General features: G+C 65.6%; 18 protein-coding genes. 13 read left to right on the top strand and 5 right to left on the bottom strand.

All coding sequences use genetic code 11. The features are described 5' to 3' along the window. Positions 1 to 86: 86 nt before the first annotated feature. From AC1Q6Z_RS12580 to AC1Q6Z_RS12545, 8 genes are all read left to right on the top strand, one after another. Positions 87 to 1592: a sugar ABC transporter ATP-binding protein gene (locus AC1Q6Z_RS12580; protein WP_492648055.1), complete on the top strand. Its 1506-nt coding sequence runs from the start codon at positions 87 to 89 to the stop codon at positions 1590 to 1592. Continuing rightward, positions 1585 to 2586, top strand: coding sequence for an ABC transporter permease (locus tag AC1Q6Z_RS12575; protein ID WP_492648054.1), 1002 nt, complete (start codon positions 1585 to 1587; stop codon positions 2584 to 2586). Before AC1Q6Z_RS12580 ends, AC1Q6Z_RS12575 begins: the two co-directional genes overlap by 8 nt. Beyond that, positions 2583 to 3569, top strand: a complete 987-nt coding sequence (locus tag AC1Q6Z_RS12570; RefSeq protein ID WP_492648053.1) for an ABC transporter permease — start codon at positions 2583 to 2585, stop codon at positions 3567 to 3569. The genes AC1Q6Z_RS12575 and AC1Q6Z_RS12570 overlap by 4 nt, the downstream gene beginning before the upstream one ends. An 11-nt stretch (positions 3570 to 3580) precedes the next feature. Continuing rightward, the gene (locus AC1Q6Z_RS12565) at positions 3581 to 4429 is read left to right on the top strand and encodes a sugar phosphate isomerase/epimerase family protein (RefSeq protein WP_439615703.1); all 849 of its coding nucleotides are present in this window, start codon (positions 3581 to 3583) and stop codon (positions 4427 to 4429) included. A gap of 316 nt (positions 4430 to 4745) precedes the next feature. After that, the gene (gene minC, locus AC1Q6Z_RS12560) at positions 4746 to 5519 is read left to right on the top strand and encodes a septum site-determining protein MinC (protein WP_492648052.1); all 774 of its coding nucleotides are present in this window, start codon (positions 4746 to 4748) and stop codon (positions 5517 to 5519) included. Positions 5520 to 5552: 33 nt separating this feature from the next. Beyond that, positions 5553 to 6368 carry a septum site-determining protein MinD gene (gene minD / locus AC1Q6Z_RS12555; RefSeq protein ID WP_256116480.1) on the top strand — a complete coding sequence of 272 codons (816 nt, stop codon included), beginning with the start codon at positions 5553 to 5555 and terminating at the stop codon, positions 6366 to 6368. Beyond that, a complete protein-coding gene (gene minE, locus AC1Q6Z_RS12550; RefSeq protein ID WP_256116479.1) occupies positions 6365 to 6628 on the top strand; it encodes a cell division topological specificity factor MinE in 264 nt (87 codons plus the stop codon). The genes minD and minE overlap by 4 nt, the downstream gene beginning before the upstream one ends. 92 nt (positions 6629 to 6720) lie before the next feature. Beyond that, complete coding sequence (locus tag AC1Q6Z_RS12545) at positions 6721 to 6927, top strand: hypothetical protein (protein WP_256116478.1); 207 nt, start codon at positions 6721 to 6723, stop codon at positions 6925 to 6927. Here AC1Q6Z_RS12545 and AC1Q6Z_RS12540 read toward each other — a convergent pair. Genes AC1Q6Z_RS12540 through AC1Q6Z_RS12525 form a run of 4 tightly spaced genes read right to left on the bottom strand, consistent with a single transcriptional unit; the run spans position 6924 to position 11948 of the window. Beyond that, positions 6924 to 7922, bottom strand: coding sequence for a hypothetical protein (locus AC1Q6Z_RS12540; RefSeq protein ID WP_492648051.1), 999 nt, complete (start codon positions 7920 to 7922; stop codon positions 6924 to 6926). The genes AC1Q6Z_RS12545 and AC1Q6Z_RS12540 overlap by 4 nt on opposite strands. Beyond that, complete coding sequence (locus tag AC1Q6Z_RS12535; RefSeq protein WP_492648050.1) at positions 7919 to 9643, bottom strand: glycerol-3-phosphate dehydrogenase/oxidase; 1725 nt, start codon at positions 9641 to 9643, stop codon at positions 7919 to 7921. Before AC1Q6Z_RS12535 ends, AC1Q6Z_RS12540 begins: the two co-directional genes overlap by 4 nt. Next, entirely contained in the window at positions 9640 to 10416 is a 777-nt protein-coding gene (locus AC1Q6Z_RS12530; RefSeq protein WP_492648049.1) for a DeoR/GlpR family DNA-binding transcription regulator, read from the bottom strand. Before AC1Q6Z_RS12530 ends, AC1Q6Z_RS12535 begins: the two co-directional genes overlap by 4 nt. Continuing rightward, positions 10413 to 11948 (bottom strand): FGGY-family carbohydrate kinase, encoded by a 1536-nt coding sequence (locus AC1Q6Z_RS12525; protein WP_492648048.1) that lies wholly within the window; start codon positions 11946 to 11948, stop codon positions 10413 to 10415. Before AC1Q6Z_RS12525 ends, AC1Q6Z_RS12530 begins: the two co-directional genes overlap by 4 nt. Before the next feature lie 284 nt (positions 11949 to 12232). Here AC1Q6Z_RS12525 and AC1Q6Z_RS12520 point away from each other — a divergent pair, with 284 nt between their 5' ends. The 5 genes from AC1Q6Z_RS12520 to nadE are packed head-to-tail and all read left to right on the top strand — an operon-like array spanning position 12233 to position 18057. Continuing rightward, positions 12233 to 13342, top strand: coding sequence for a hypothetical protein (locus tag AC1Q6Z_RS12520; protein WP_492648047.1), 1110 nt, complete (start codon positions 12233 to 12235; stop codon positions 13340 to 13342). A gap of 5 nt (positions 13343 to 13347) precedes the next feature. After that, a complete protein-coding gene (gene asnB / locus AC1Q6Z_RS12515; protein WP_492648046.1) occupies positions 13348 to 15303 on the top strand; it encodes an asparagine synthase (glutamine-hydrolyzing) in 1956 nt (651 codons plus the stop codon). Positions 15304 to 15305: 2 nt separating this feature from the next. Further along, positions 15306 to 15560: an acyl carrier protein gene (locus tag AC1Q6Z_RS12510; protein ID WP_439615710.1), complete on the top strand. Its 255-nt coding sequence runs from the start codon at positions 15306 to 15308 to the stop codon at positions 15558 to 15560. Between the two features lie 14 nt (positions 15561 to 15574). Continuing rightward, entirely contained in the window at positions 15575 to 17086 is a 1512-nt protein-coding gene (locus tag AC1Q6Z_RS12505) for a class I adenylate-forming enzyme family protein (RefSeq protein WP_439615711.1), read from the top strand. Further along, the gene (gene nadE / locus AC1Q6Z_RS12500; protein WP_492648045.1) at positions 17083 to 18057 is read left to right on the top strand and encodes an NAD(+) synthase; all 975 of its coding nucleotides are present in this window, start codon (positions 17083 to 17085) and stop codon (positions 18055 to 18057) included. Before AC1Q6Z_RS12505 ends, nadE begins: the two co-directional genes overlap by 4 nt. On the opposite strand, the gene AC1Q6Z_RS12495 is transcribed toward nadE, so the two are convergent. Then, positions 18038 to 20620, bottom strand: a complete 2583-nt coding sequence (locus AC1Q6Z_RS12495) for an AMP-binding protein (RefSeq protein ID WP_492648044.1) — start codon at positions 20618 to 20620, stop codon at positions 18038 to 18040. The genes nadE and AC1Q6Z_RS12495 overlap by 20 nt on opposite strands. Positions 20621 to 20748: the final 128 nt, after the last annotated feature.

Here is a 20748-nt window from a genome sequence, read left to right as displayed (position 1 = left end):
CCGGTTATTCCTGCCGGCCCGACACTCGGCAAAAGCGCGGCTTCCGCCCCTGACGGTGCTCGACGGAACAGGCAGCAGGCATGGACATGACAACGGCCCCAGGCGAAGACGCCCGACCGATCCTTTCGCTTCGCAACATCAACATGACCTTCGGCGGGGTTCGGGCGCTGAAGAACGTCTCCTTCGAGGTCATGCCCGGCGAAGTCCATTGCCTTGCCGGCGAGAACGGCAGCGGCAAGAGCACGCTGATCAAGGTCATCACCGGCGTCTACCGGCCGGCGGCCGGCGCCGAGATCGTCTTCGACGGCGCGGCCGTTTCGTCCATGACGCCCGGCATCGCGCAGTCGCTCGGCATCCAGGTGATCTGGCAGGACCTCGCGCTCTTTCCCGAAATGACCGTCGCGGAAAACATCGCCTTCCAGACGCTCTCCGGCGCGCGCCCGCGCTTCGTCCGCTATCCGGCGATCCGCAAGATAGCCGAGGAGGCGCTCGCCCGGCTCGGTGTGACGCTCGACGTCGACCGGCCGCTCAAGGATTTTGCCATCGCGCAGCGCCAGATCGTGGCGATCGCCCGCGCGCTGGTCGGCGAGGCGCGCATCGTCTTCATGGACGAGCCGACGGCGTCGCTAACCCAGTCGGAGACCGATCACCTGCTGGCGATCGTGCACACGCTTTCGGCCTCTGGCGTCGCCGTCGTCTTCGTCAGCCACCGCCTTGCGGAAGTGCTCGAAATCTCCTCGCGCCTCACCGTGCTGCGGGATGGCGCGCTGGTCGGCGTCTATCCGGTCGAAGGCATGACGCAATCGCGGATCACCGAGCTGATGACGGGCCGCACCTTCGACCAGTCCGTGCGCGCCCATGACATTTCCCAAAACCCCGTCGTGCTGTCGGTACAGGGTCTCTCCCGGCCCGGTGAGTTCAGCGACATCGCCTTCGACCTGCGCCGCGGCGAAACGCTCGGTATCACCGGCCTGCTCGGCTCGGGCCGCACCGAGCTTGCGCTGACGCTCTTCGGTATGCGCCAGCCGGCCGCCGGCACGATCACGCTTGAGGAGGCGGTGCGTTTTGCCTCCAACCGGCAGGCGATCGCCGCAGGCGTCGCCTATCTCTCGGAGGATCGCCTCGCCCTCGGCCTCAACCAGCCGCAGTCGATCGCCGACAACCTCGTCATGGCCTCGCTCAACCGCATTCTCAGCGGCAGGCTGATCTCGCCAACCAAGAAGCGCTCGCTCGTTTCGCGCTGGATCGCCGATCTCGGCGTCAAGATCGGCCAGCAGGAGGATGCGATCTCGACGCTATCGGGCGGCAACCAGCAGCGTGTGGCGATCGCCAAATGGCTCGCGACCGATCCGAAGGTGCTGATCCTCGATTCGCCGACGGTCGGCGTCGATGTCGGCGCGCGCGCCGGCATTTTCGAGATCGTCGCGCGGCTCGCCGAGGCAGGGCTCGCGATCATCCTGATCTCGGACGAGGTGCCGGAGGTCTATTTCAACGCCGACCGGGTCCTTCACATGGAAAAGGGCCGCATGGCCGGCTGGCATGATCCGCGCGCGACGACCCTCAAGGACATCGAGGCGGCCGTCTATGCGTAAACTCGTCGCCGCCCACACCACGGAAGCCGTGCTCTTCGCCGTCATCATCGCGATCAGCATCGTGCTGTCCTTCACCACCGAGCGCTTCTTCACCCTCGGCAATGCTTTCGACCTGCTCAACATCAGCGCCGTCAACATCATCTTCGCCGTCGGCCTGCTCGTGGTGCTGATCGCCGGTGGCATCGATATCTCCTTCGCCGTCGCCGCCTCGGTCGTGCAGTATGTGACGGCACTTCTGCTGGAGCGTATCGGCGGAGGCGGCTGGGTCTCCGGCCTCTTCATTGCGGGAAGCACCGGCATCGGGCTCGGGCTCATCAACGCCTTCCTCATCCACCGCTTCCGCATCATCTCGATCGTCGCCACGATCGCCACCTTCAACGTCTATTTCGGCCTGCTGATGTTCTTCACGCGCGGCGTGTCGATCTACAACCTGCCGGACTGGCTGACGACGCGCGTCATCCTCTATGAGCGCGAGATGGCGGATGGCAGCTGGGCGGAAATCACGCTGCCGGTCGTCGTCATGGCCGTCTGCGTCGCCGTCACCTGGCTCTTCATCACCCGCACGACGACCGGCCGCCAGCTCTACGCCTTCGGCGACAATCCGGAGGGTGCGCGCCGCTTCGGCATCAATATCGGCGCCATGCAGTTCATCGCCTTCGGCTGGCTCGGCATGATGGCGGGCATTGCCGGGCTGATGCAGGCGCATTACGCGCAAGAGGTCGTGCCCAACGCGCTTTATGGCCGCGAGCTCGACGTTCTCGCCGCCGTCGTGCTCGGCGGCGCGCGGCTCGGCGGCGGCAAGGGCACGGTGCTGGGCTGCGTGCTCGGCGTGCTGCTGGTCTCCATTACCCAGAACGGCCTCAACCTGATGGGCGTCTCGCCCTTCGCCTTCAAGATGATCGTCGGCGCCATCATCCTCGTCGCCATCACGCTGTCGAGCGCCCGCCTGGAAAACCTGCTGCCGATGCGCGCCAAAAAGGGAGACGACCGATGAACGCGCTTGCCAATCGATTCAACGCGATCTTCGGCGCCGACATGGCAGGCCCCTTCGCGGCCCTTGCCACCGTGCTCATCGTCTTCGGCCTCGCCTCGCCGCAGTTCTTCACCGCCGCGACCTTCGGTTCGGTCGCCTTCCAGCTTCCCGAACTCGGCATCCTGACGCTCGCCATGCTGCTGCCGATCCTGACCGGCGGCCTCAACCTCGCGATCACGTTTACCGCCAACATGGCCGGCCTGACGCTCGCCTGGGTGTTGCAGGCCAATGGCGGCGCCGATGCCGGCCCCGGCGCCTTCCTGCTCGGCTCGCTGCTGGCGCTCGGCGTGGGGGCGGCAAGCGGCCTCGTCATGGGCCTCGTCATCGCCTTCACCCGCGCCCACCCCATCCTCGTCTCGCTCTCGATGATGATTTTTCTCCGCGGCCTGGGAGAATTTCTCACCCGCGGCGGCGATATTTCCGGCTTCCCCGGCTTCATCGCGCCGATCGGCCACGGCAGCCTTCTGGGCATTCCCGTGCCGCTCCTCATCCTCATCGCCTGCGTGCTGGCGTGCCATGTCCTGCTCTCGCGCAGCAAGCTCGGCTTCTCAACCTACATGATCGGCTCCAACATCGAATCCGCCCGCTATTCCGGCATCAATACCCGCAAGGTGCTGGTGCTGGTCTACATGCTCTCGGGAGCCATTGCGGCGGTTGCAGGCATCATCATGCTGGCGCGGTTCAATTCGGTGCGCATCGGCCACGGCGAATCCTACCTGCTGATCACCGTGCTCGCCTGCTTCCTCGGCGGCATCAATCCGTTCGGCGGTTTCGGCCGGGTGCTTCCCGTCTTCGTGGCGCTCGTCGTGCTGCAGCTCCTGTCCTCGGGGCTGAACCTGCTCGGCGCCAACCAGCATCTGGCAACCGCCGTCTGGGGCATCCTGCTCATCGTGGTGATGGTGCTGCGCTGGGCCTCGGCCAAGTTCATCAAGCTTACAAAATAGGAGAGACGACCATGGAAGGTTTCGGCGTTCATACCAGCATGTGGACCATGAACTGGGATCGCGCGGGCGCCGAAAAGGCGATTGCCGGCGCGGTGCACTACAAGATGGATTTCATCGAGATCGCGCTCCTCAACGCGCCCGCGGTCGATACTAAGCACACCCGCGACCTCCTGCAGAAGAACAAGCTGCGCGCCGTCTGCTCGCTCGGCCTGCCGGAGCGCGCCTGGGCCTCCGTCCGCCCGGATGCGGCGATCGAGCACCTCAAGGTCGCCATCGAGAAGACCGCGGAAATGAGTGCCGAAGCGCTCTCCGGCGTGATCTTCGGCGGCATCGGCGAGCGCACCGGCGTGCCGCCGACGCAGGGCGAATACGACAATATCGCCCGCGTGCTCCAGGCGGCCGCGAAACACGCCAAGCAATACGGCATCGAACTCGGCGTCGAGGCGGTGAACCGCTACGAGAACCACCTGATCAACTCGGCCCAGCAGGCCGTCGACATGGTGGAGCGCGTCGGCGCGGACAATGTCTTCGTCCATCTCGACACCTATCACATGAACATCGAGGAAAAGGGTGCGGCGAACGGCATCATCATCGCCCGCGACCACCTGAAATACATCCACCTTTCCGAAAGCGACCGCGGCACGCCGGGCTATGGCAACATCCCCTGGGACGAGATCTACGCGGCGCTCGCCGCCATCGGCTTCAAGGGCGGCCTTGCCATGGAAAGCTTCATCAACATGCCGGCGGAAGTGGCTTATGGCCTCGCCGTCTGGCGCCCCGTCGCGCGCGACATGGAGGAGGTCATGGGCAACGGCCTGCCCTTCCTGCGCAACAAGGCACAGCAATACGGCCTTATCTGACCGCTTCGCCGCCAAGGGTTACGGCCTGTCGGCGGCGAGAGAATCACAGGGATGGCGGACCCGGTGCCGCCATCCCTACCGCCGCTCGAATCGCGACATTGCGCTCTGCCGGATGGCCTATTTCGAGCGCGCTACGGACAAAAAATCCGAAGCCAAAAATATTCTATTTTCAAAAGATTAGCTGAAGCCACCGACTTCCGCGCCGTCCATCCCGCCCGGACGGTCGTATCGTCATGCCTCGCGCCAGTTAGACCTGCGAATTAATGGTTTGTTAACCATTTCACGGCTACACCAAAGCAACCGAAAATTAACCAAGATGACTGACGTGTTAACTCAACCACGGCCGATCCGCCTCAAGGGGCGCTCCTTCCTCGCACTCGCCTTGACCCCGGAGCTTCCCTTCGAGGACTGGCTGGTGCGGCTCGACGACCTGGCTGCCCGTTCCGCCGGCTTCTTCCTGCGCCGCCCTGTGGTGCTCGATGTCGAGGGGCTGGAGATCGACCGCGCTGAGCTTCGCGAACTCGTCAGCCAGCTCAACGCCCGCAACGTGCGGGTCATGGGCATTGAGGGCGCGCGCTCCTCGATGCTCGGCGCCGACATGCCGCCCGCGATGACCGATGGGCGCCCGACGGCGGATATCGAGGCGCCGGCAACGGATATCGCCTCGGCCACCGACAAGGCGGAGACGTCCGAACCGGTCGCAAAGGCCGCCGCGGCAGCGCCTATCAGCGTTGCGCCGGCCCAGGCCATGCCGATGGCCACACCGTCGATCGTCGTGACCCGGCCCGTGCGCTCTGGTCAGTCCGTCTTCTTCCCCGAAGGCGACGTCACCATCATCGGCTCCGTCGCATCCGGCGCGGAAGTCGTCGCCGGCGGCTCGGTCCACATCTACGGCCCGCTGCGCGGCCGGGTGATGGCCGGCACGATGGGCAACGGCGCGGCGCGCATCTTCTGCCGCAAGCTCGAAGCGGAGCTGATCGCCATCGACGGCTTCTACAAGACGGCTGACGACATGGAACCGGAGCTGCGCGGCAAGGCAGTGCAGATCTGGCTGGAAGGCGAGACCATCAAGGCGGCAACACTCGGCTGAACCGAAAACGCGTTCACATAACTGGAGAGGTCAATGGGCAAGGTAATCGTGGTTACATCGGGCAAGGGCGGCGTCGGCAAGACGACGTCGACCGCGGCCCTCGGCGCCGCGCTGGCGCAGGGTGGCGACAAGGTCGTGGTCGTGGATTTCGACGTCGGCCTGCGCAATCTCGATCTCGTCATGGGTGCCGAACGCCGCGTGGTCTATGACCTCGTCAACGTCATCCAGGGCGAAGCCAAGCTGACCCAGGCGCTGATCCGCGACAAACGCGTCGAGACGCTCTACCTGCTGCCCGCGTCCCAGACCCGCGACAAGGACAACCTGACGCCCGAAGGCGTCGAGAAGGTCATCGCCGCCCTGAAGAACGCCTTCGACTGGGTGATCTGCGACAGCCCCGCCGGCATCGAGCGTGGCGCCACGCTCGCCATGCGCCATGCGGATGTCGCGATCGTCGTCACCAACCCGGAAGTCTCGTCGGTGCGCGATTCCGACCGCATCATCGGCCTGCTCGATTCCAAGACGCTGAAGGCCGAAAATGGCGAACGCATGGAAAAACACCTGCTCCTGACCCGCTACGACGCCGCCCGCGCCGAGCGCGGCGACATGCTGAAAGTCGACGACGTGCTGGAAATCCTCTCCATCCCGCTGCTCGGCATCATCCCGGAAAGCACGGACGTGCTGCGCGCCTCCAATGTCGGCGCCCCAGTCACGCTCGCCGACAACCGTTGTGCCCCGGCACTTGCCTATTTCGAGGCGGTGCGCCGGCTGAAAGGCGAAAACCTGCCGGTCACCATTCCGGGCGACAAGCGTAGCTTCCTCGGCAAGATCTTCGGAAGGAAAGCGGCATGAATCTGTTCCGTTTCTTCTCCCGCCCCCAATCGGCGCCAGCCGCGCGCGAGCGGCTGCAGGTGCTGCTCGCCCATGAGCGCGCCTCGACCGGCGACGTGGACCTGATCAACAAACTGCGCGACGAAATCCTGAAGGCGATTTCGAAGCACATGCAGGTCGACGACGAGAAAGTCACCATCAAGATGGAACGCGGCGCCCAGGTCTCGACGCTGGCCGTCGACATCGAAATCCCGTTCGACGCGGGCAAGAAGGCGGCCTGACGGCCGCCCCACCCTTCTGGTCACCTCTTACCGATCCAGCACTTCAAAGGGCTTCCACCGACCACCACACACCATTCAGAGCAGGAGATATCATGAGCCGTTTCGCACTTCTGGAGAGACTGAAGACAGTCCAGCAGATGCCCAAATATCAGGGGCGCGATATCACCACCATCAGCGCCGTGCTGTCGAACCAGGCACTCGCGCGGCATGTCGACGTCTGCGAACAGGCAGCCGGCATCGTCCCGCCGCCGGTCGCGACGGCCGGCAAAGCGGCCGGAACGCCGACCGCCTCTGCTTAAAGGTTTCCGTCTTCCCGCAGGGCCGCATCGGTGATCGTGTTGTCGACACCGAGTTCGCGGTCCGGCCGGAGACCCAGGCGCTGCAAGTCGCCATGATAGCCCCGCACTGCCTCCTCCGGCTTCGCATCGCCATCGGCGACCGCCCGCATCCATTTGGTCAGCGACAACTGGTGTTCGGCCAGATTGATCTTCCGCCCGAAGATGGCGAGGCGCGCACCGCTCGCCTCCGCGCGGGCAACCATTTCCAGCGCATCGCGGTGCGTGCCGCTTGCCCCGCCCATCACCCCGACGACGACCGTGTCGTCATGCCCGACCAGTTCTTCAAGCGCCCGGCGACCATTATAAACGATCTTTAGGAATTCCGGCCGCTCGGCCCGCGTGAGGCTGGCCAGCGCCCGCACGATGCAGTCGTTGACGAAGGCGCCGGTCTCTGTCACGCCGAAGCCGGCCTCGGCATTTGGGTTGAACACTTCGAGGAAATGCCGCTTGCCGGCAGCGCGCGCATCCGCCCGGAAGGTGCGGTAAGCCTCCAGCATGGCGACGTCCGACGCGGCGTCGTTGTTGAAGGTCATGGAGAACAGGCAGAGATCCGCCCGCGCGCGTGAAAGATCGGCACCGCGATAGGGCTGCGCCAGGGTTTCGCGATAACGGCCGCCGCGGATGTTGAGCCAGACATCGGTCGTCTCGTTGGCGCGGAAGGCCGGCGTGACGGAACTAACCTCGAAAACGCCGCGCTCGACGAGCCGCTCGATATTGCCCGCCGAGGCGAGCATGACGTCGACAGCCTTCTCCGCGACGAGCGTCTCCATCTCCGCTAAAAATTCCTGCCGCGTGCGGTTGCCGGCAATCGCGCCCTCCGGCCCAAGCCGCTGGCCCATCGTCAGGATACCGCCGGAAATGTCAGCATCCTTGGCGTCCACGAGAATGAAATCACCCGCCCGATAGGCGCCGGCGCGGATGCGCGCCATCTTCTCGTCGTAGCTCTTGGGGGTCATTTCAGGTCCACTCCATGGAACGTCTTCAGCCGTTCGCGAACAGCCGCGATTTCTTCGTTCTGACGGGCGGCCTCCCAGCCGAAGGTTTCGGCGGTCTGTTGGGCCACGGCCTCAACCAGCCGGATCGTCAGTCGGCCGGTCACGGCAAGCGTCGTGCGGCGGAAGACGACGTCGGAGAGCGAGCCGACCTGCTCGTTGCGCAGCACATAGTCCACCTCGCCGGTGCTGTAGTCCGCTGCATCGGGAAGTGGCGCGTCGCTCGGGAAACCTGAGATATGGGCTGCGACCGCGCTGGCGCCCGTGCCGTAATGCGCGAGCAGTTCTTCCACGCGGGCTTCCGGCAGACTGCTTTCACGCGCAAGTTTTGCGATCCAGGCGCGGCGATCGGCATCGTTCTTCGGATAGGCCCGCCCGCCACCGATAGCGAGATCGCGAGTGGAAACCTTGCGCGTTTTGGACAGGCGCGTAAGCAGCATGTCGGCAACCTCTTCCGCATAACCGCGGAACGTCGTCCACTTGCCGCCGACCAGCGAATAGACCGGATAGGGACGCCCCGCGACGGGTTCGAGGATCGGCGTGGCGTGGTCACGCGTGATGAGGCCGGGGTCCTTGGCGTCGGAGGCCGGCAGCGGGCGGATGCCGCTATAGACATAGACGATCTGGTCGCGGGTAAAACGCAGTTTCGGCAGAAGCTTGCGCAGGCTTTCGAGCAGGTAGTCCACCTCGTCGGCCTCGCAGCGCACCGTATCCGGGTTGGCGGCCTTGATATCGGTGGAGCCGGCAAGCGCGCGGCCGAGATATTCGAACACCAGACAAATGCGCCCGTCATCCGCCTCGAAATAGATCATCCGTCCCTTCAGCTCCTTCAGGAGATCGGGGTGGTCGAGCAGGATATGCGAACCCTTTGTGCCGCCGATCATGCGCGAGGGCTCGCCGAGGATGGCGTTGACCTCGTCGATCCAGGGACCGGCCGCGTTGACGACGATCTTGGGTCGAACGGTCGCGGCCGCTTCGCCAATGAGGCTATGCACGGTGAGCGCGCCATCCGCCGCGCGTTCCAGCCGAACATGGTTGAGCGCCGCAGACCTCGGGCTGTCGGCGAGGCCGTCACGCACGAGTTCGAGGATCAGGCGCTCGGGATGGGTGACGGTGGCGTCGTAATAGGTGCCGGTCGCCACGATGTCCGGCGTCAAAGCCGGCAGATCGCGCAGCGACGCGGTGCGGCCTGCGGTCGAATGCTTGGGCATGACGCGGTGGCGGGCGCCGTAAAAATCGTAGAGCATCAGGCCGATCTTGATCAGCAAGGCGCCGCGGCTGCGCGGTGCGCTCTTCGAGCCGAAAAGGGTGCGCAAGGCGGCGCCGATACCCTTCGTCCACGAAAAGATCGGGATGAGGGTGGGCAGCGGCTTGACGTAATGCGGCGCGTTGGCGAGCAGCAGGTTGCGCTCCAGCGTCGATTGCGCGACCAGGCGGAATTCACCGGTTTCGAGATATTTGAGCCCGCCATGGATGAGGCGGGAAGGCGCCGCGCTTGTGCCGGCAGCATAGTCGTTCTTCTCGACGAGCAGGCAATCGAGCCCCTGGGCCGTCAGGTCGCGGAAGAGACCCGCACCGTTCACGCCCGCACCGACGATCAGCACATCGATCTCGCCACGGGCTTCCATCGCCGCCATTCGTTCGCCCATGCCGCCGGGAAAGGCGCTTGCTGCCGTCGCATTCATGTACTCTTGCCCACTTTCACGATTTCGAGATTGACGCCGGCCTTAATGAGCCGCGCCCGGTCCTCCTCGCCGACACGGTCCGTCGTCAGCACGACGTCGAAGGCGGTGAGGTCGCCCAGCACGTTGAGCGCGACCTTGCCGAATTTCGAGGAATCGACGAGCAGGATCTTGCGGCTGGAAGACGCCATCATCGCCTGCTTGACCTTGGTGACCTGCGCGTCTTGGATGAAGGCCGTCACCCCGTCGATGGCCGAGGCCGAACAGAACAGGACGTTCGCCCGAAGGCTCGCCACGGCCTTTTCGCAGGTGATGCCGATATAGGCATTGTAGTTGCGATGATATTTGCCGCCGAGGCTGATCAGCTCCACCTCGTCCGCATCGATCAGCTTGCCGGCCGAGACGTAGCTGTTGGTAATGACGGTGAGCGGATGGGCTTCCGGCAGGAGGTCGGCGAGCGCGCAGGCCGTCGAGGAATCATCGAGCATCACCGCCTGCCCCGCCTCGACATAGCTCATGGCGGCGCGCGCAAGCGCTTCCTTCTCCGCCTTGCCGATCGTCTCGCGGTAGCGGAACGTGCTTTCGTAGAGGCCGGAGGGCTGGACGGTGACCATGCCATGCAGCTTGCGCAGCACGCCCTGCTGGGCGAGCGCATCGATATGCCGGTGGATGGTCATGCGCGACACGCCGAAATGTTCGACGAGGTCCTCCATGCGCGCCTGGCCGGCCCGCATGATGTAATCGGCAATCTCTTCGCGCCGTGTGTCCGCCTTCATCCCCGGGCCTCCCCTGACCGTTTTGCGAGATCCTCGATGGCCCGCCACTGCGGCGCCATCGCATCCGCAAGCTGTCTATAGAGATTGTAGCGCTCGGCAAGTTCAGCGCCCCGCACCGGATCCGGCTCATGCGAGCGCAGGATGCGGGTCGTTTGGGCCGCCCCCTCCTCCGGGCTCGGATAAAGGCCGACCGCGGCACCGGCCACAAGTGCTGCACCCCAGGCAGCGGCCTCGTCTGCGGAAGAAACGTCCACGACGAGCCCGGTCGCATCGGCAAACATCTGCGCCAGAACCGTGCTGCGCGCGCCGCCGCCGCTGATGCGCATGCGCTTCACCGGAACCGCTGAGAGCAGCTCCTCAATGTGGAGCTTGTGGTTGAAAACGATGCCTTCCAGCACGGCCTTCAGCAAATCGCCGCGCTCATGCCAGCCGTGCACGCCGAAGAAGCCGGCACTCGCTCCGCTGCCGAAAGGCGAGCCGAAGAGGAAAGGATGGAAGAGGATATCCGACGGCTTTTCCAGCGCGCGCTCAAGCTCCGGCCGCAACAGGGTGTGAATGTCGGTTCCTTCGCGCTCGGCCTTTTCCGAGAGGTCGCGGCAGAAATTGTCGAGGAACCAGTCGTAGTTGGCGGTGGAGGCCGGCGAGATCGCCATGGAATTCCACCAGCCCTTGCGAATGCCGTTGCGGCAGAACCAGCGCGGATCGACCATCGGCTTTTCAGTGACCAGTTCGTTGATGGAATAGGTGCCGGCAACCACCGCAAGCGCACCCGGCGCATGGCCGCCGATGCCGAGCGCCGAGGCCGTCACGTCATGCAGGCCGGCAGCGACCGGCGTGCCCTCGACAAGGCCCGTCGCCTCCGCCGCAGCCCGCGTCACCGTGCCGACAATCTCGTCCGGCCGCGAAACCGGCGCCAAGGCCGGCCGGAGGTCACCGAGCCCAAAGACCTCCAGCGCCGCCGGGTCATAGGCCTGCGTGCGCACATCCGTAAAACTCGTGCTCGCCTCGGTCAGGTCCGTGCCGACGATGCCCGTCAGGCAGAAGCGCAGCCAGTCCTTGCAGGTGAAGACATGGCCGATGGCGCGGTAACGCTCCGGCTCGTGCTGCTTGATATGCGCCAGCAGCGCCGAGGGCGCTGAGGCATGCGCGGTCTGGCCGGTCAGCTCCAGCGCCCTTTTCGCGACACCGTCCTTTTCCCAGGCCTCGACGATGGCGCCAGCGCGGCTGTCGAGCGAGAGGATGCCGGGGCCGAGCGGCCGTTTGTCGCGATCGAGCAGGTAGAGGCCGTCGCCGTGCGCCGTTGCCGCCACGGCCTTGATGTCGCCCGCCGGACGGCCGCTCTTGTCGATCGCCTCGCGGATCGCTTCGGCGGTCGCCGTCCACAGGCCAGCCATGTCGCGCTCGACATGGCGCGGCGCGGGGAAGGATTGCGGGACGCGCCGGCGTGCCACCGAAATCGGCGTGCCGTCCTCTTCGAAAATGACGGCCTTGGTGACCGTCAGGCCGTTATCTATGCCCAGAAGCAGCGCCATGTTCGTCTCCATAGCCACGGGTTGCGCACGGGAAAACGGCTTCGTCGTCCAGCGTCATATGTAACGTACAAATACGATATTATATCAAAAACACAAGTTACAAATTTCGAGTGCGTTATGTTCCGACCCGACGACCGGACAGGCTGCCGGTCCAAGACGCCCTGACGTTATGCCGCAGCCGCAAGGTTGCGTCTTGACCCTTTGTTCACGCTCCTCGCGTAAGCAGATCGAGGCGGCTTTTGTCCGCCGACACCGCAATGGGGACAGGTTCTGCGTGGGTCGCGATGTCGAGCGTACGTTCATTTGAGGTCGAAGATGTCGGTGCGGTCGCGGATCTCTTCCAGCGCCTGCTGCGCAAGACCGGCGAGCCGGCAAGCGACGATCTGAAGGCCTATCTCCGTTCGCTCTTTCTCGATTTTACCGCCGGCGAGCCGGATATCCGCTCGCGCGTCCATGTGCGCTCCGATGGCAGCATCTCCGGCTTTATCGGCGTGCTGCCGGTCGAGATGGAATTCGAGGGGCGCCGGCTTCGGGCCGCCAATTGCGGCACCTTCGCCTGCGACGACCGCGACACCGATCCCTTCGCCGGCGCGCGCCTGTTGCGCGACGTGCTCTCCGGTCCGCAGGACCTTTCCTTCACCGAAACGTCGAACGACGTTTCCACCGACATGTGGCGCTCCATGCGCGCGACCATTCTGGCGCCCTACAGCCTCGAATGGCTGCGCATCCTGAGACCCGCCGCCTTTGCGCTGGAAGCCGCCGCCGGGCGCCTGTCGGCGCTCAGGCTGCTCGGCCCCTTGGCAAGGGGCGCCGACGCCATTGTCTGCCGGCGCGGGGAAAAGCAGGCTTGGTCTCACTACACACCGCTTGCCGGCAAGGCGGACGCGCTTGTCGATGCGCCGGCGACGGACGAGGAATTTACAGGCCTGTGCCGGCAGTTCGTGCGCCACTATGCTTTGCACCCCGTCTGGGACCAGCCGGTGATGGAAACCATGCTCCGGCATGCTGCGCGCAAGGCGCTGCACGGCGAGCGGGTGCAGCATGTCGTGAAGACCCGCACCGCCAAGGCGATCGGCCTCTATCTCTACTATGGCAAAACCGGCGGGATCGGCCGCACGGTGCAGGTCATGGCGGAGCCGGGGCAGGAATCGATCGTCATCGACTGCCTGTTGCGCAATGCCCACGCGCGCGGCCTTTCCGCCATTCGCGGCCGCACGCAGCCCGCGCTGCTGCAGGCAATGATGGGCAAGAAATGCGCCTTCCTGCACGCCTCTTCGACCATCGTGCATTCCCGCAATCCCGATCTCCTGACCGCCATGACGAACGGCCAAGCCTTTCTCAACGGTCTCGCCGGCGAAGGCTGGACGCGCCTCATCGGCGATCGTTTCGGGTAGCGGCCATGTGCGGGATCGCCGGATATCATGGAGGAAACATCGCGCCCGAACGGGCAGCGGATTACCTCGGCCGCATGGTGGCGGCGCTGCGGCACCGCGGGCCGGACGCCGAAGGCACCCTGATCCGCGGCGAGACCGGCCTTGCCCATACCCGGCTTTCCATCGTCGGCCTCATCGATGGCGCCCAGCCTATGGTGAACGAGGACGACACGCTCGCCGTCTCCTTCAACGGCGAGATCTTCAACTATGTCGAGCTGCGTGACGACCTGAAAGCGCGCGGCCATCGTTTCCGCACGACTTCGGATACCGAGGTGCTACTCGCCGCCTATGCCGAAAAGGGCGCCGCTTGCCTTGCCGATTTCAACGGCGACTTCGCCTTCGCGCTGCATGACGCGCGAACCCGCACGCTGCTGCTCGCCCGCGACCGCATGGGCGTGCGCCCGCTGTTCTATACGGAGCATGACGGCACCCTGTTCTTTGCCTCCGAGATCAGCGCGCTGCTGGCGCTTCCCGGCATCACGGCCGAGATCGATCCGATTGCGCTCGACCAGATCTTCACGCTCTGGTGCCCGATCCCGCCGCGCACCGCCTACCGCAACATCCACGAACTGCCGCCCGGCCATGTGATGATCGTTGAGCATGGCCGGCGCACGATCCGGCCGTGGTGGCAGCTTTCCTATCCCGATCGCAACGATGCTCCGCCCGCTGGCAGCGGGGATGGCACGGTGGAGGCGTTGCGGGCACTGCTCGACGATGCGACCCGCATCCGCCTGCGCGCCGATGTGCCGGTTGGCGCCTATCTGTCCGGTGGCCTCGATTCCTCGCTGATCGCCGCCCTCGCCGCGCCGAAGGTGGAGCGCGGGCTCAAAACCTTCTCGCTGACGTTCCGCAGTGCGGAGCATGACGAAAGCGGCTGGCAGCGGACAATGGCGGCGGCACTCGGCGTGGCGTCGGACAGTGTGGAATGCACCACGGCGGCGATCGCCCGGCATCTGCCGGATGTCATGCACCACATCCAGTGCCCGATCCTGCGCACCGCGCCCGTTCCGCTCTCGATGCTCTCGGCGCGGGTGCGCGAACAGGGCATGAAGGTGGTGCTCACCGGCGAGGGCGCGGACGAGATTTTTGCCGGCTACGATCTTTTCCGCGAGGCGCGGGTGCGGCGTTTCTGCGGCCGCCAGCCGCAGTCCGCCCGGCGGCCCCGCCTCTTCCAGCGGCTCTACCCCTATCTGCCTGGCCTCAAGCAGCAGTCGCCCGAATATCTCGCGCGCTTCTTCGCTTTCGGTTCCGAGGCGCTCGACGATCCGCTCTATTCCCATCGCCCGCGCTTCCGCTCCACGGCCGCGGCAAAGCTGTTCTTCTCCGCCGACCTCCGGCAAGAAATCGGCGACTACGATGCCGCCGCCAACCTTGCAGCGCAACTCCCGGCCGATTTCCGCCGCTGGCATCCGCTGCACCAGGCGCAATATCTCGAAACGGCCTTCCTGCTGCCCGGCTATATCCTCTCCAGCCAGGGCGACCGGGTGATGATGGCGAATGCGGTGGAGGGCCGCTTCCCTTTCCTCGACCACCGGGTCGTCGCCTTTGCCGCGACCCTTTCGCCGGATGCCAAGCTCAACGGCCTCAAGGAAAAGCACATCCTCAAGCAGGCTGCGCGCGGCCTCGTGCCGGCCGCCATCATCGAGCGCCCGAAACAGCCCTACCGGGCGCCGGACAGCGAGGTTTTCGCAGGCCCTGAGACACCCGCCTACCTCGACGTCGTCCTATCGCCGGAACGGCTGGCGGAAAGCCGGCTGTTCAACGTTCAGGCGGTTGGCAAGCTCAAGGAAAAAGTCGTGAAAGGCCAGGTGACCGGGTTCCGCGACAACGCGGCCTTCATCGGCATCCTGTCGACGGAACTGCTGCGCGTCGCCGGCAAGGCGCAATCACACCAACCTCTATCAGAGATCGGGAAACTTTAAAGATGTCCGACGAGACCAGAGACGCCATCCGCACCTTCATCGTGGATAATTTCCTGTTCGGCGACACCAGCCATCCGCTGCCCGCCGACCTGTCGCTGATCGACAACGACATGATCGATTCGACCGGCATCCTCGAACTCGTCGGCTTCCTGGAGGAGCGGTTCGCCATCACGGTCGCCGATGCCGATATCGTGCCGGCCAATCTCGACACGATCGAGCGCATAGCCGGCTTCATCGCACGCAAACAGGCGGCCTGACGGCGGAAACGGCCATGCGGATCGAGCGGTATATTGAGGACAGTGCCAGCCGGGACGGCGCCATAACGGCAATCGTCGCGGGCGACTTGCGGCTTAGCTACGACCGCTTTTTCGATCTCGCGAGCCGGATGGCGACGACGCTGCGCAGCCGGAGTGTCGGGCGGGGCGACCGCGTGCTGATCCTGCTCGACAACGGCTGGCAGGCGGCCGTCGCCGTCTTCGCGACTTGGATTGCCGGTGCGGTCATCTGCCCCGTCAACCCGGCGACCAAGAATGCGCGGCTTGCGCAGATCGCGCGCGATTGCCGGCCTGCCCTAGCGATCGTGGAAGGCCGGCTCGAAACACGCGCCGCTGATATCGCCGAGCTTGCCTCCCTGCCCTGCCTCATAACCGGCAAAGCCGGCAGTTTCGATGCAGGGCTTGAAGCCGGCCCGTTCGTTTCCGAAAATTTACCGGATACCGATCTCGCCGCGCTGATCTACACGTCGGGCTCGACCGGCGAATCCAAGGGCGTGATGCTCGCGCACGACAACATCGACGCTGCGGCTCGCTCCATCGCTGCCTATCTCGAAAACGATGCCTCCGACACCATCCTCGTCGTGTTGCCGATGTCCTTCGGCTACGGGCTCAACCAGCTCATCACCGCCATGCTCACAGGCGCGACGCTGGTCATCGAAAAATCCTTCGCCTTCCCGCAGGCCATTTTCGAGCGCATCCGCGACGAACGCGTCACCGGCTTTCCGATCGTGCCGACGATGGCCGCGATGATGCTGCAGGCCCGCGATCTCGATCCCTCCCTCTTAGCCAGCCTGCGCTACATGACGAGCGCCGCGGCTCCCCTGCCGCTCACTCATCTCGACGGGCTGCGCGCCTTGCTGCCGCACGTCTCGCTCTATTGCATGTACGGCCAGACCGAATGCACCCGCGCTACCTTCCTGCCGCCAGTGGAAATTGACGCTCGGCGCGGATCGGTCGGCATCGCCATACCGGGCACACGCGCCGAAGTCGTCGACGCAGCGGGCGAGCCGGTGGCGCCCGGGACCGTTGGCGAGCTGGTGATCAGCGGGCCGCATGTCATGCGCGGCTACTGGCAGAACGAGGCCGCAACCCGCCGCGCGCTCAGGCCCGATCCGCGGACCGGCGCGCTGCGCCTCCACACCGGCGACCTTTTCACCGCGGATGCCGACGGCTATCTCACCTTCGTCGCGCGCACGGACGACATCATCAAGTCGCGCGGCGAGAAGGTCGCGCCGCAGGCGGTGGAGGACGTGCTGTGCCGCATGCCCGGCATTGCGGAAGCCTTGGTCGTCGGCGTCCCGCACGAGGTGCTCGGGCAGGCCGTGAAGGCGATCATCGTCGCCTCCGATGCGGCGCTCACCGAGCGCGAAGTCCTGCGCTTCTGCGCCCAGAACCTCGAAGACCACATGGTCCCGAAGACCGTCGAATTCCGCGACACCCTGCCCAAAACCGACACCGGCAAGGCAAGCCGCCGGCTCGCCGCCAACACGACAGGATCGACCGCATGACCGTCCCCTCCTTCGCCCCGCTCGTGCTCGACCCCGCCGCCGAGGTGGAGCGCATCACCGGCTGGATGCGCGAGCGGCTGCGCCTCGACTTACGCAAACGCGGACTGGTGCTCGGCCTTTCCGGCGGCATCGATTCCAGCCTCTGCGCGGCCCTTGCCGTGCGCGCGCTCGGCGCGAAAAACGTCTTCGCCCTCTTCATGCCGGAAAACGATTCCGACCCGGAAAGCCTGCGGCTTGGGCGCAGCGTCGCGCAGACATTCGGCATCGACAGCATTCTGGAGGATATCGGCCCGTCGCTCGCCGCCATGGGCTGCTATGAGCGCCGCGACGCCTTCATCCGCGAGGCCGTGCCGGAATACCAGGTCGGCTGGGCCTCCAAGATCGTCTTCGACAGCACGATGACGACAGGCGGCTACAATATCTCCTCGCTCGTCGTGCGTTCGCCGGAGGGCGAGATGCGCAAGGTGCGGCTTTCGGCAAGCGCCTATCTCGGCATCGTCGCGGCGACGAACATGAAGCAGCGCACCCGCAAGCAGCTTGAATATTACCACGCCGACCGGCTGAACTTCGCCGTGCTCGGCACGCCGAACCGGCTGGAATACGACCAGGGTTTCTTCGTCAAGAACGGCGACGGCGCGGCCGATATCAAGCCGATCGCCCATCTCTACAAATCACAGGTCTACCAGCTCGCCGCCCATCTCGGCGTGCCGGCCGAAATCCTCCTCCGCCCGCCGACGACCGACACCTATTCGCTGCCGCAGACGCAGGAGGAATTCTACTTCGCACTACCCTACGATAAGATGGACGTCTGCCTCTACGGCCTGGAAAACGCCCTGCCGCCATCAGAGATCGCCGCGGCAACGGGCCTCAAGGAAGCCGAGGTCGAGCTGGTCTGGGCGGATATCGCCGCCAAGCGCAAGGTTGCCCGCTACCTGCACGCAGCCCCGCTCGTCATGGCCGCGGCGACCTGACGGCCGTCAGAATGGAGGCCGAGGGCGCCTCGAAGCGCCATGCCGCGAGCCGGCGGATGGCGGTGCGCTGGACGAACCAGACCGCCATGCCGAGCGACAGCCCGCCGGCAATCGCCGTGATGTGGAAGAGAGCGGGTGCGATGCCAGTGCCGTGCAGTGGCACCATCATCACGTCGGGCACCAGCCGGTGGAACAGGTAGATGTGGTAGCTCGCCGCCGCCACCGGCATCAACTGGAGGAACAGCCAGCGCGGCATGGGCACCGCCGGCACATAGATGAGTGCGACGAAGCCGGCGAAGACGATGAGGTATTTGATCGCGGTGCCGACCCACACGCCATCGACGAAACCGAGGATGAAGAACAGCACCGCCGCCAGCCCCACGAGCAAGGCCTTGCTGCGCGGCCCCGGCGCGTGGAAGGCGCACCAGCCGAGTGCGACGAGATACATGTTCCAGTAGAGCGTAAAAATCTGCCGGTTGCCGATATCGACGAAGAACGGCGCGATGAAACGCGCGGCGAGCGCGATGGCCAGCGCGCAAAGCCCCGCCGCGAACGGATTTTGCGCCACGGCGGCGCGCGCCCGCGGCAGGAAGGCGAGCCCGGTGAAGATGATCAGGATCTGCGTGAACAGCTCCACGAACCAGTAGAGATAGGGCAGCATCGTGTGGCTTTCCGGGTCGGCAAAGCCGAAATTGCCGACGAGGAACACCGAGGCCCAAGGCACCTGCCCCCAGGCCGCCGCATAGCCGGCCAAAACGCCGGCATAGGGTACCAGCACCGTCATCAGCGGCCGCAGCATCGCCTTCCAGTCGCCGCTGGCGAAATTGCCGGGCTGGAAGCGCGCCAGGGAAACGCCGACCAGGACCAGCATCAACGCCGACCCGCCGGGGATCGGCCAGAGCATCTCATGGTGCAGCACCACCAGCAGGATGGCGGCGACGCGGAGCGGGATGTCGATGCCGACGCGCGGCATGGCGGCCTTCTGCGGCTCGCGGGCGGCAAGCGCTTCGACGGTCATGCGCTCCCAGCCCTCCGGCAGGGCGCCCAGCGCGCGCTCCAGCCCGAGCGAGAGTTCGACGAAGCGCAGCGAATCGCCGCCGAGGGTGGTGAAACTGTCCGTGCCGGTGATGGCTTTCGGGAAGAAGGCGCGCCGGAAGGCCTCGCGCACGCCGCCGGACGCAGGGTCCTCGTGCGGCGGCAGGGCGGCGAGCGCGGCATAATCGAGCTTGCCGTTCGCCGTGCGCGGCAATGCGGGGATGCGCCGGGCCGCCACATGCAGCAGCGTCAGCCCGCTTGCAGCCGCAAGCTTTGCCCGCACCTCCTCCTCCCGCGCTGCGCCGGTGAAGAAGGCGGTGAGCCGGCTGTCCGTGCCGGTGACGACGACGTCCAGGCCATCGCGCGCGAGGGCCTGTTCGATCGCGTCATGGGCGATGCGAAGGCCGGCGATCTTCGACAGCCGCTTGAGGCGCCCGACGATGCGAAAGACGCCGTCGCCGGTGCGCTCGGCAAGGTCGCCGGTCCTGAGGTCGTCCATCTCCGCGCCGCGCGAAAGACCGTCCCGGCCGGTCGCATAACCCATCATGACGTTCGGGCCGGAATAGACCAGCTCGCCGGAAACGCCCGCCCCGACGATCTCCGCACCGTCCTCGCCGATCAGCGAGAGGCGTCCACCCGGGATGGCGACGCCGATGCAATCCTCCTGCCCGGCGAGCCGCGCTGGCGGCATGTAGGCGATGCGGGCGGTCGCTTCCGTCTGGCCGTACATGACGAAGAACCGACCGCCGCGATCTTCCATGTGCCGACGATAGCGGGTGACGAGATCGGGTGAGAGCCGTCCGCCCGCGACGGTCATGAAGCGCAGCGCCGGCAGGGCGTGCGCCCGCAGCCCTATGCGCTCGAAGAGGTCGTAGCTGAAGGGCACGCCGGCAACATTGGTGACGCCGTGCGCCGCGAGGTCTTCGGCAAAACCATCCTCCAGCACCGAATGGCGCGGCACGAAAAGGCTGGAGCCGACGGCGAGATGGGAATTCAGGACCGAGAGCCCGTAGGAATAATGCAGCGGCAGCAGCAGGAGGCCCCGGTCGGCTTCAGAGAGTTCCAGGTAATTGGCGATCGACCGGGCGTTCGCTTCCAAGGCGTTGGCGGAGAGCCGGACACTCTTGCTGACGCCCGTGGAGCCCGAGGTCGAGAGCAGCAAAGCGAGGTCCGGGTGGAGCGGTTCGGGTACGAGGTGGATGTCCGCATCTGTGCGCCAGCGTTCACCGACGAAGCGGCAGACGGTTTCGGGCCGGAAGTCCTCGCAGAAGCGCTCGGTGAGCGCCAGCTGGCCGGGCGGCAGCAGGGCCACGGCATGGCCGGCGGCAAGGGCTGCGAGATAGGAGACGATGGCGTGTTCGCAGGTGCCCGCCTCGATCGCCACGAGCCGGCGGCCATTGCCGAACAGCGCGGCGCGGCGCGCGATACGTTGGGCGAGTTCCGCATAGGTAACGATGCGATGACCGGGAAAAACGAGGGCCGGCCGGTCGCCCCGCGCCTCGAATTGGGGAATGAAGGACAGCGACATCGCCAGAACGCCTTGAACATGGAACGGCCGTCCGCGACCGTCTCGGCACGCGCTTAATTTAACATGACATTATATGTCAAGAAAAGCTTCCTGGCGCGCCCGGACTGGTATCCTGAACCTTTCGCAAT

The organism is Shinella sp. GW835-FHT14H05 (assembly GCF_058793575.1).
This window is presented reverse-complemented; position numbering and strand designations above follow the sequence as displayed.

Excerpts from the sequence above, each read along its gene's own strand:
- AC1Q6Z_RS12580 (WP_492648055.1), top strand. The coding sequence starts at position 87 with ATGACAACGGCCCCAGGCGAAGACGCCCGACCGATCCTTTCGCTTCGC.
- AC1Q6Z_RS12575 (WP_492648054.1), top strand. The coding sequence starts at position 1,585 with ATGCGTAAACTCGTCGCCGCCCACACCACGGAAGCCGTGCTCTTCGCC.
- AC1Q6Z_RS12570 (WP_492648053.1), top strand. The coding sequence starts at position 2,583 with ATGAACGCGCTTGCCAATCGATTCAACGCGATCTTCGGCGCCGACATG.
- AC1Q6Z_RS12565 (WP_439615703.1), top strand. The coding sequence starts at position 3,581 with ATGGAAGGTTTCGGCGTTCATACCAGCATGTGGACCATGAACTGGGAT.
- minC (WP_492648052.1), top strand. The coding sequence starts at position 4,746 with ATGACTGACGTGTTAACTCAACCACGGCCGATCCGCCTCAAGGGGCGC.
- minD (WP_256116480.1), top strand. The coding sequence starts at position 5,553 with ATGGGCAAGGTAATCGTGGTTACATCGGGCAAGGGCGGCGTCGGCAAG.
- minE (WP_256116479.1), top strand. The coding sequence starts at position 6,365 with ATGAATCTGTTCCGTTTCTTCTCCCGCCCCCAATCGGCGCCAGCCGCG.
- AC1Q6Z_RS12545 (WP_256116478.1), top strand. The coding sequence starts at position 6,721 with ATGAGCCGTTTCGCACTTCTGGAGAGACTGAAGACAGTCCAGCAGATG.
- AC1Q6Z_RS12540 (WP_492648051.1), bottom strand. The coding sequence starts at position 7,922 with ATGACCCCCAAGAGCTACGACGAGAAGATGGCGCGCATCCGCGCCGGC.
- AC1Q6Z_RS12535 (WP_492648050.1), bottom strand. The coding sequence starts at position 9,643 with ATGAATGCGACGGCAGCAAGCGCCTTTCCCGGCGGCATGGGCGAACGA.
- AC1Q6Z_RS12530 (WP_492648049.1), bottom strand. The coding sequence starts at position 10,416 with ATGAAGGCGGACACACGGCGCGAAGAGATTGCCGATTACATCATGCGG.
- AC1Q6Z_RS12525 (WP_492648048.1), bottom strand. The coding sequence starts at position 11,948 with ATGGCGCTGCTTCTGGGCATAGATAACGGCCTGACGGTCACCAAGGCC.
- AC1Q6Z_RS12520 (WP_492648047.1), top strand. The coding sequence starts at position 12,233 with ATGTCGAGCGTACGTTCATTTGAGGTCGAAGATGTCGGTGCGGTCGCG.
- asnB (WP_492648046.1), top strand. The coding sequence starts at position 13,348 with ATGTGCGGGATCGCCGGATATCATGGAGGAAACATCGCGCCCGAACGG.
- AC1Q6Z_RS12510 (WP_439615710.1), top strand. The coding sequence starts at position 15,306 with ATGTCCGACGAGACCAGAGACGCCATCCGCACCTTCATCGTGGATAAT.
- AC1Q6Z_RS12505 (WP_439615711.1), top strand. The coding sequence starts at position 15,575 with ATGCGGATCGAGCGGTATATTGAGGACAGTGCCAGCCGGGACGGCGCC.
- nadE (WP_492648045.1), top strand. The coding sequence starts at position 17,083 with ATGACCGTCCCCTCCTTCGCCCCGCTCGTGCTCGACCCCGCCGCCGAG.
- AC1Q6Z_RS12495 (WP_492648044.1), bottom strand. The coding sequence starts at position 20,620 with ATGTCGCTGTCCTTCATTCCCCAATTCGAGGCGCGGGGCGACCGGCCG.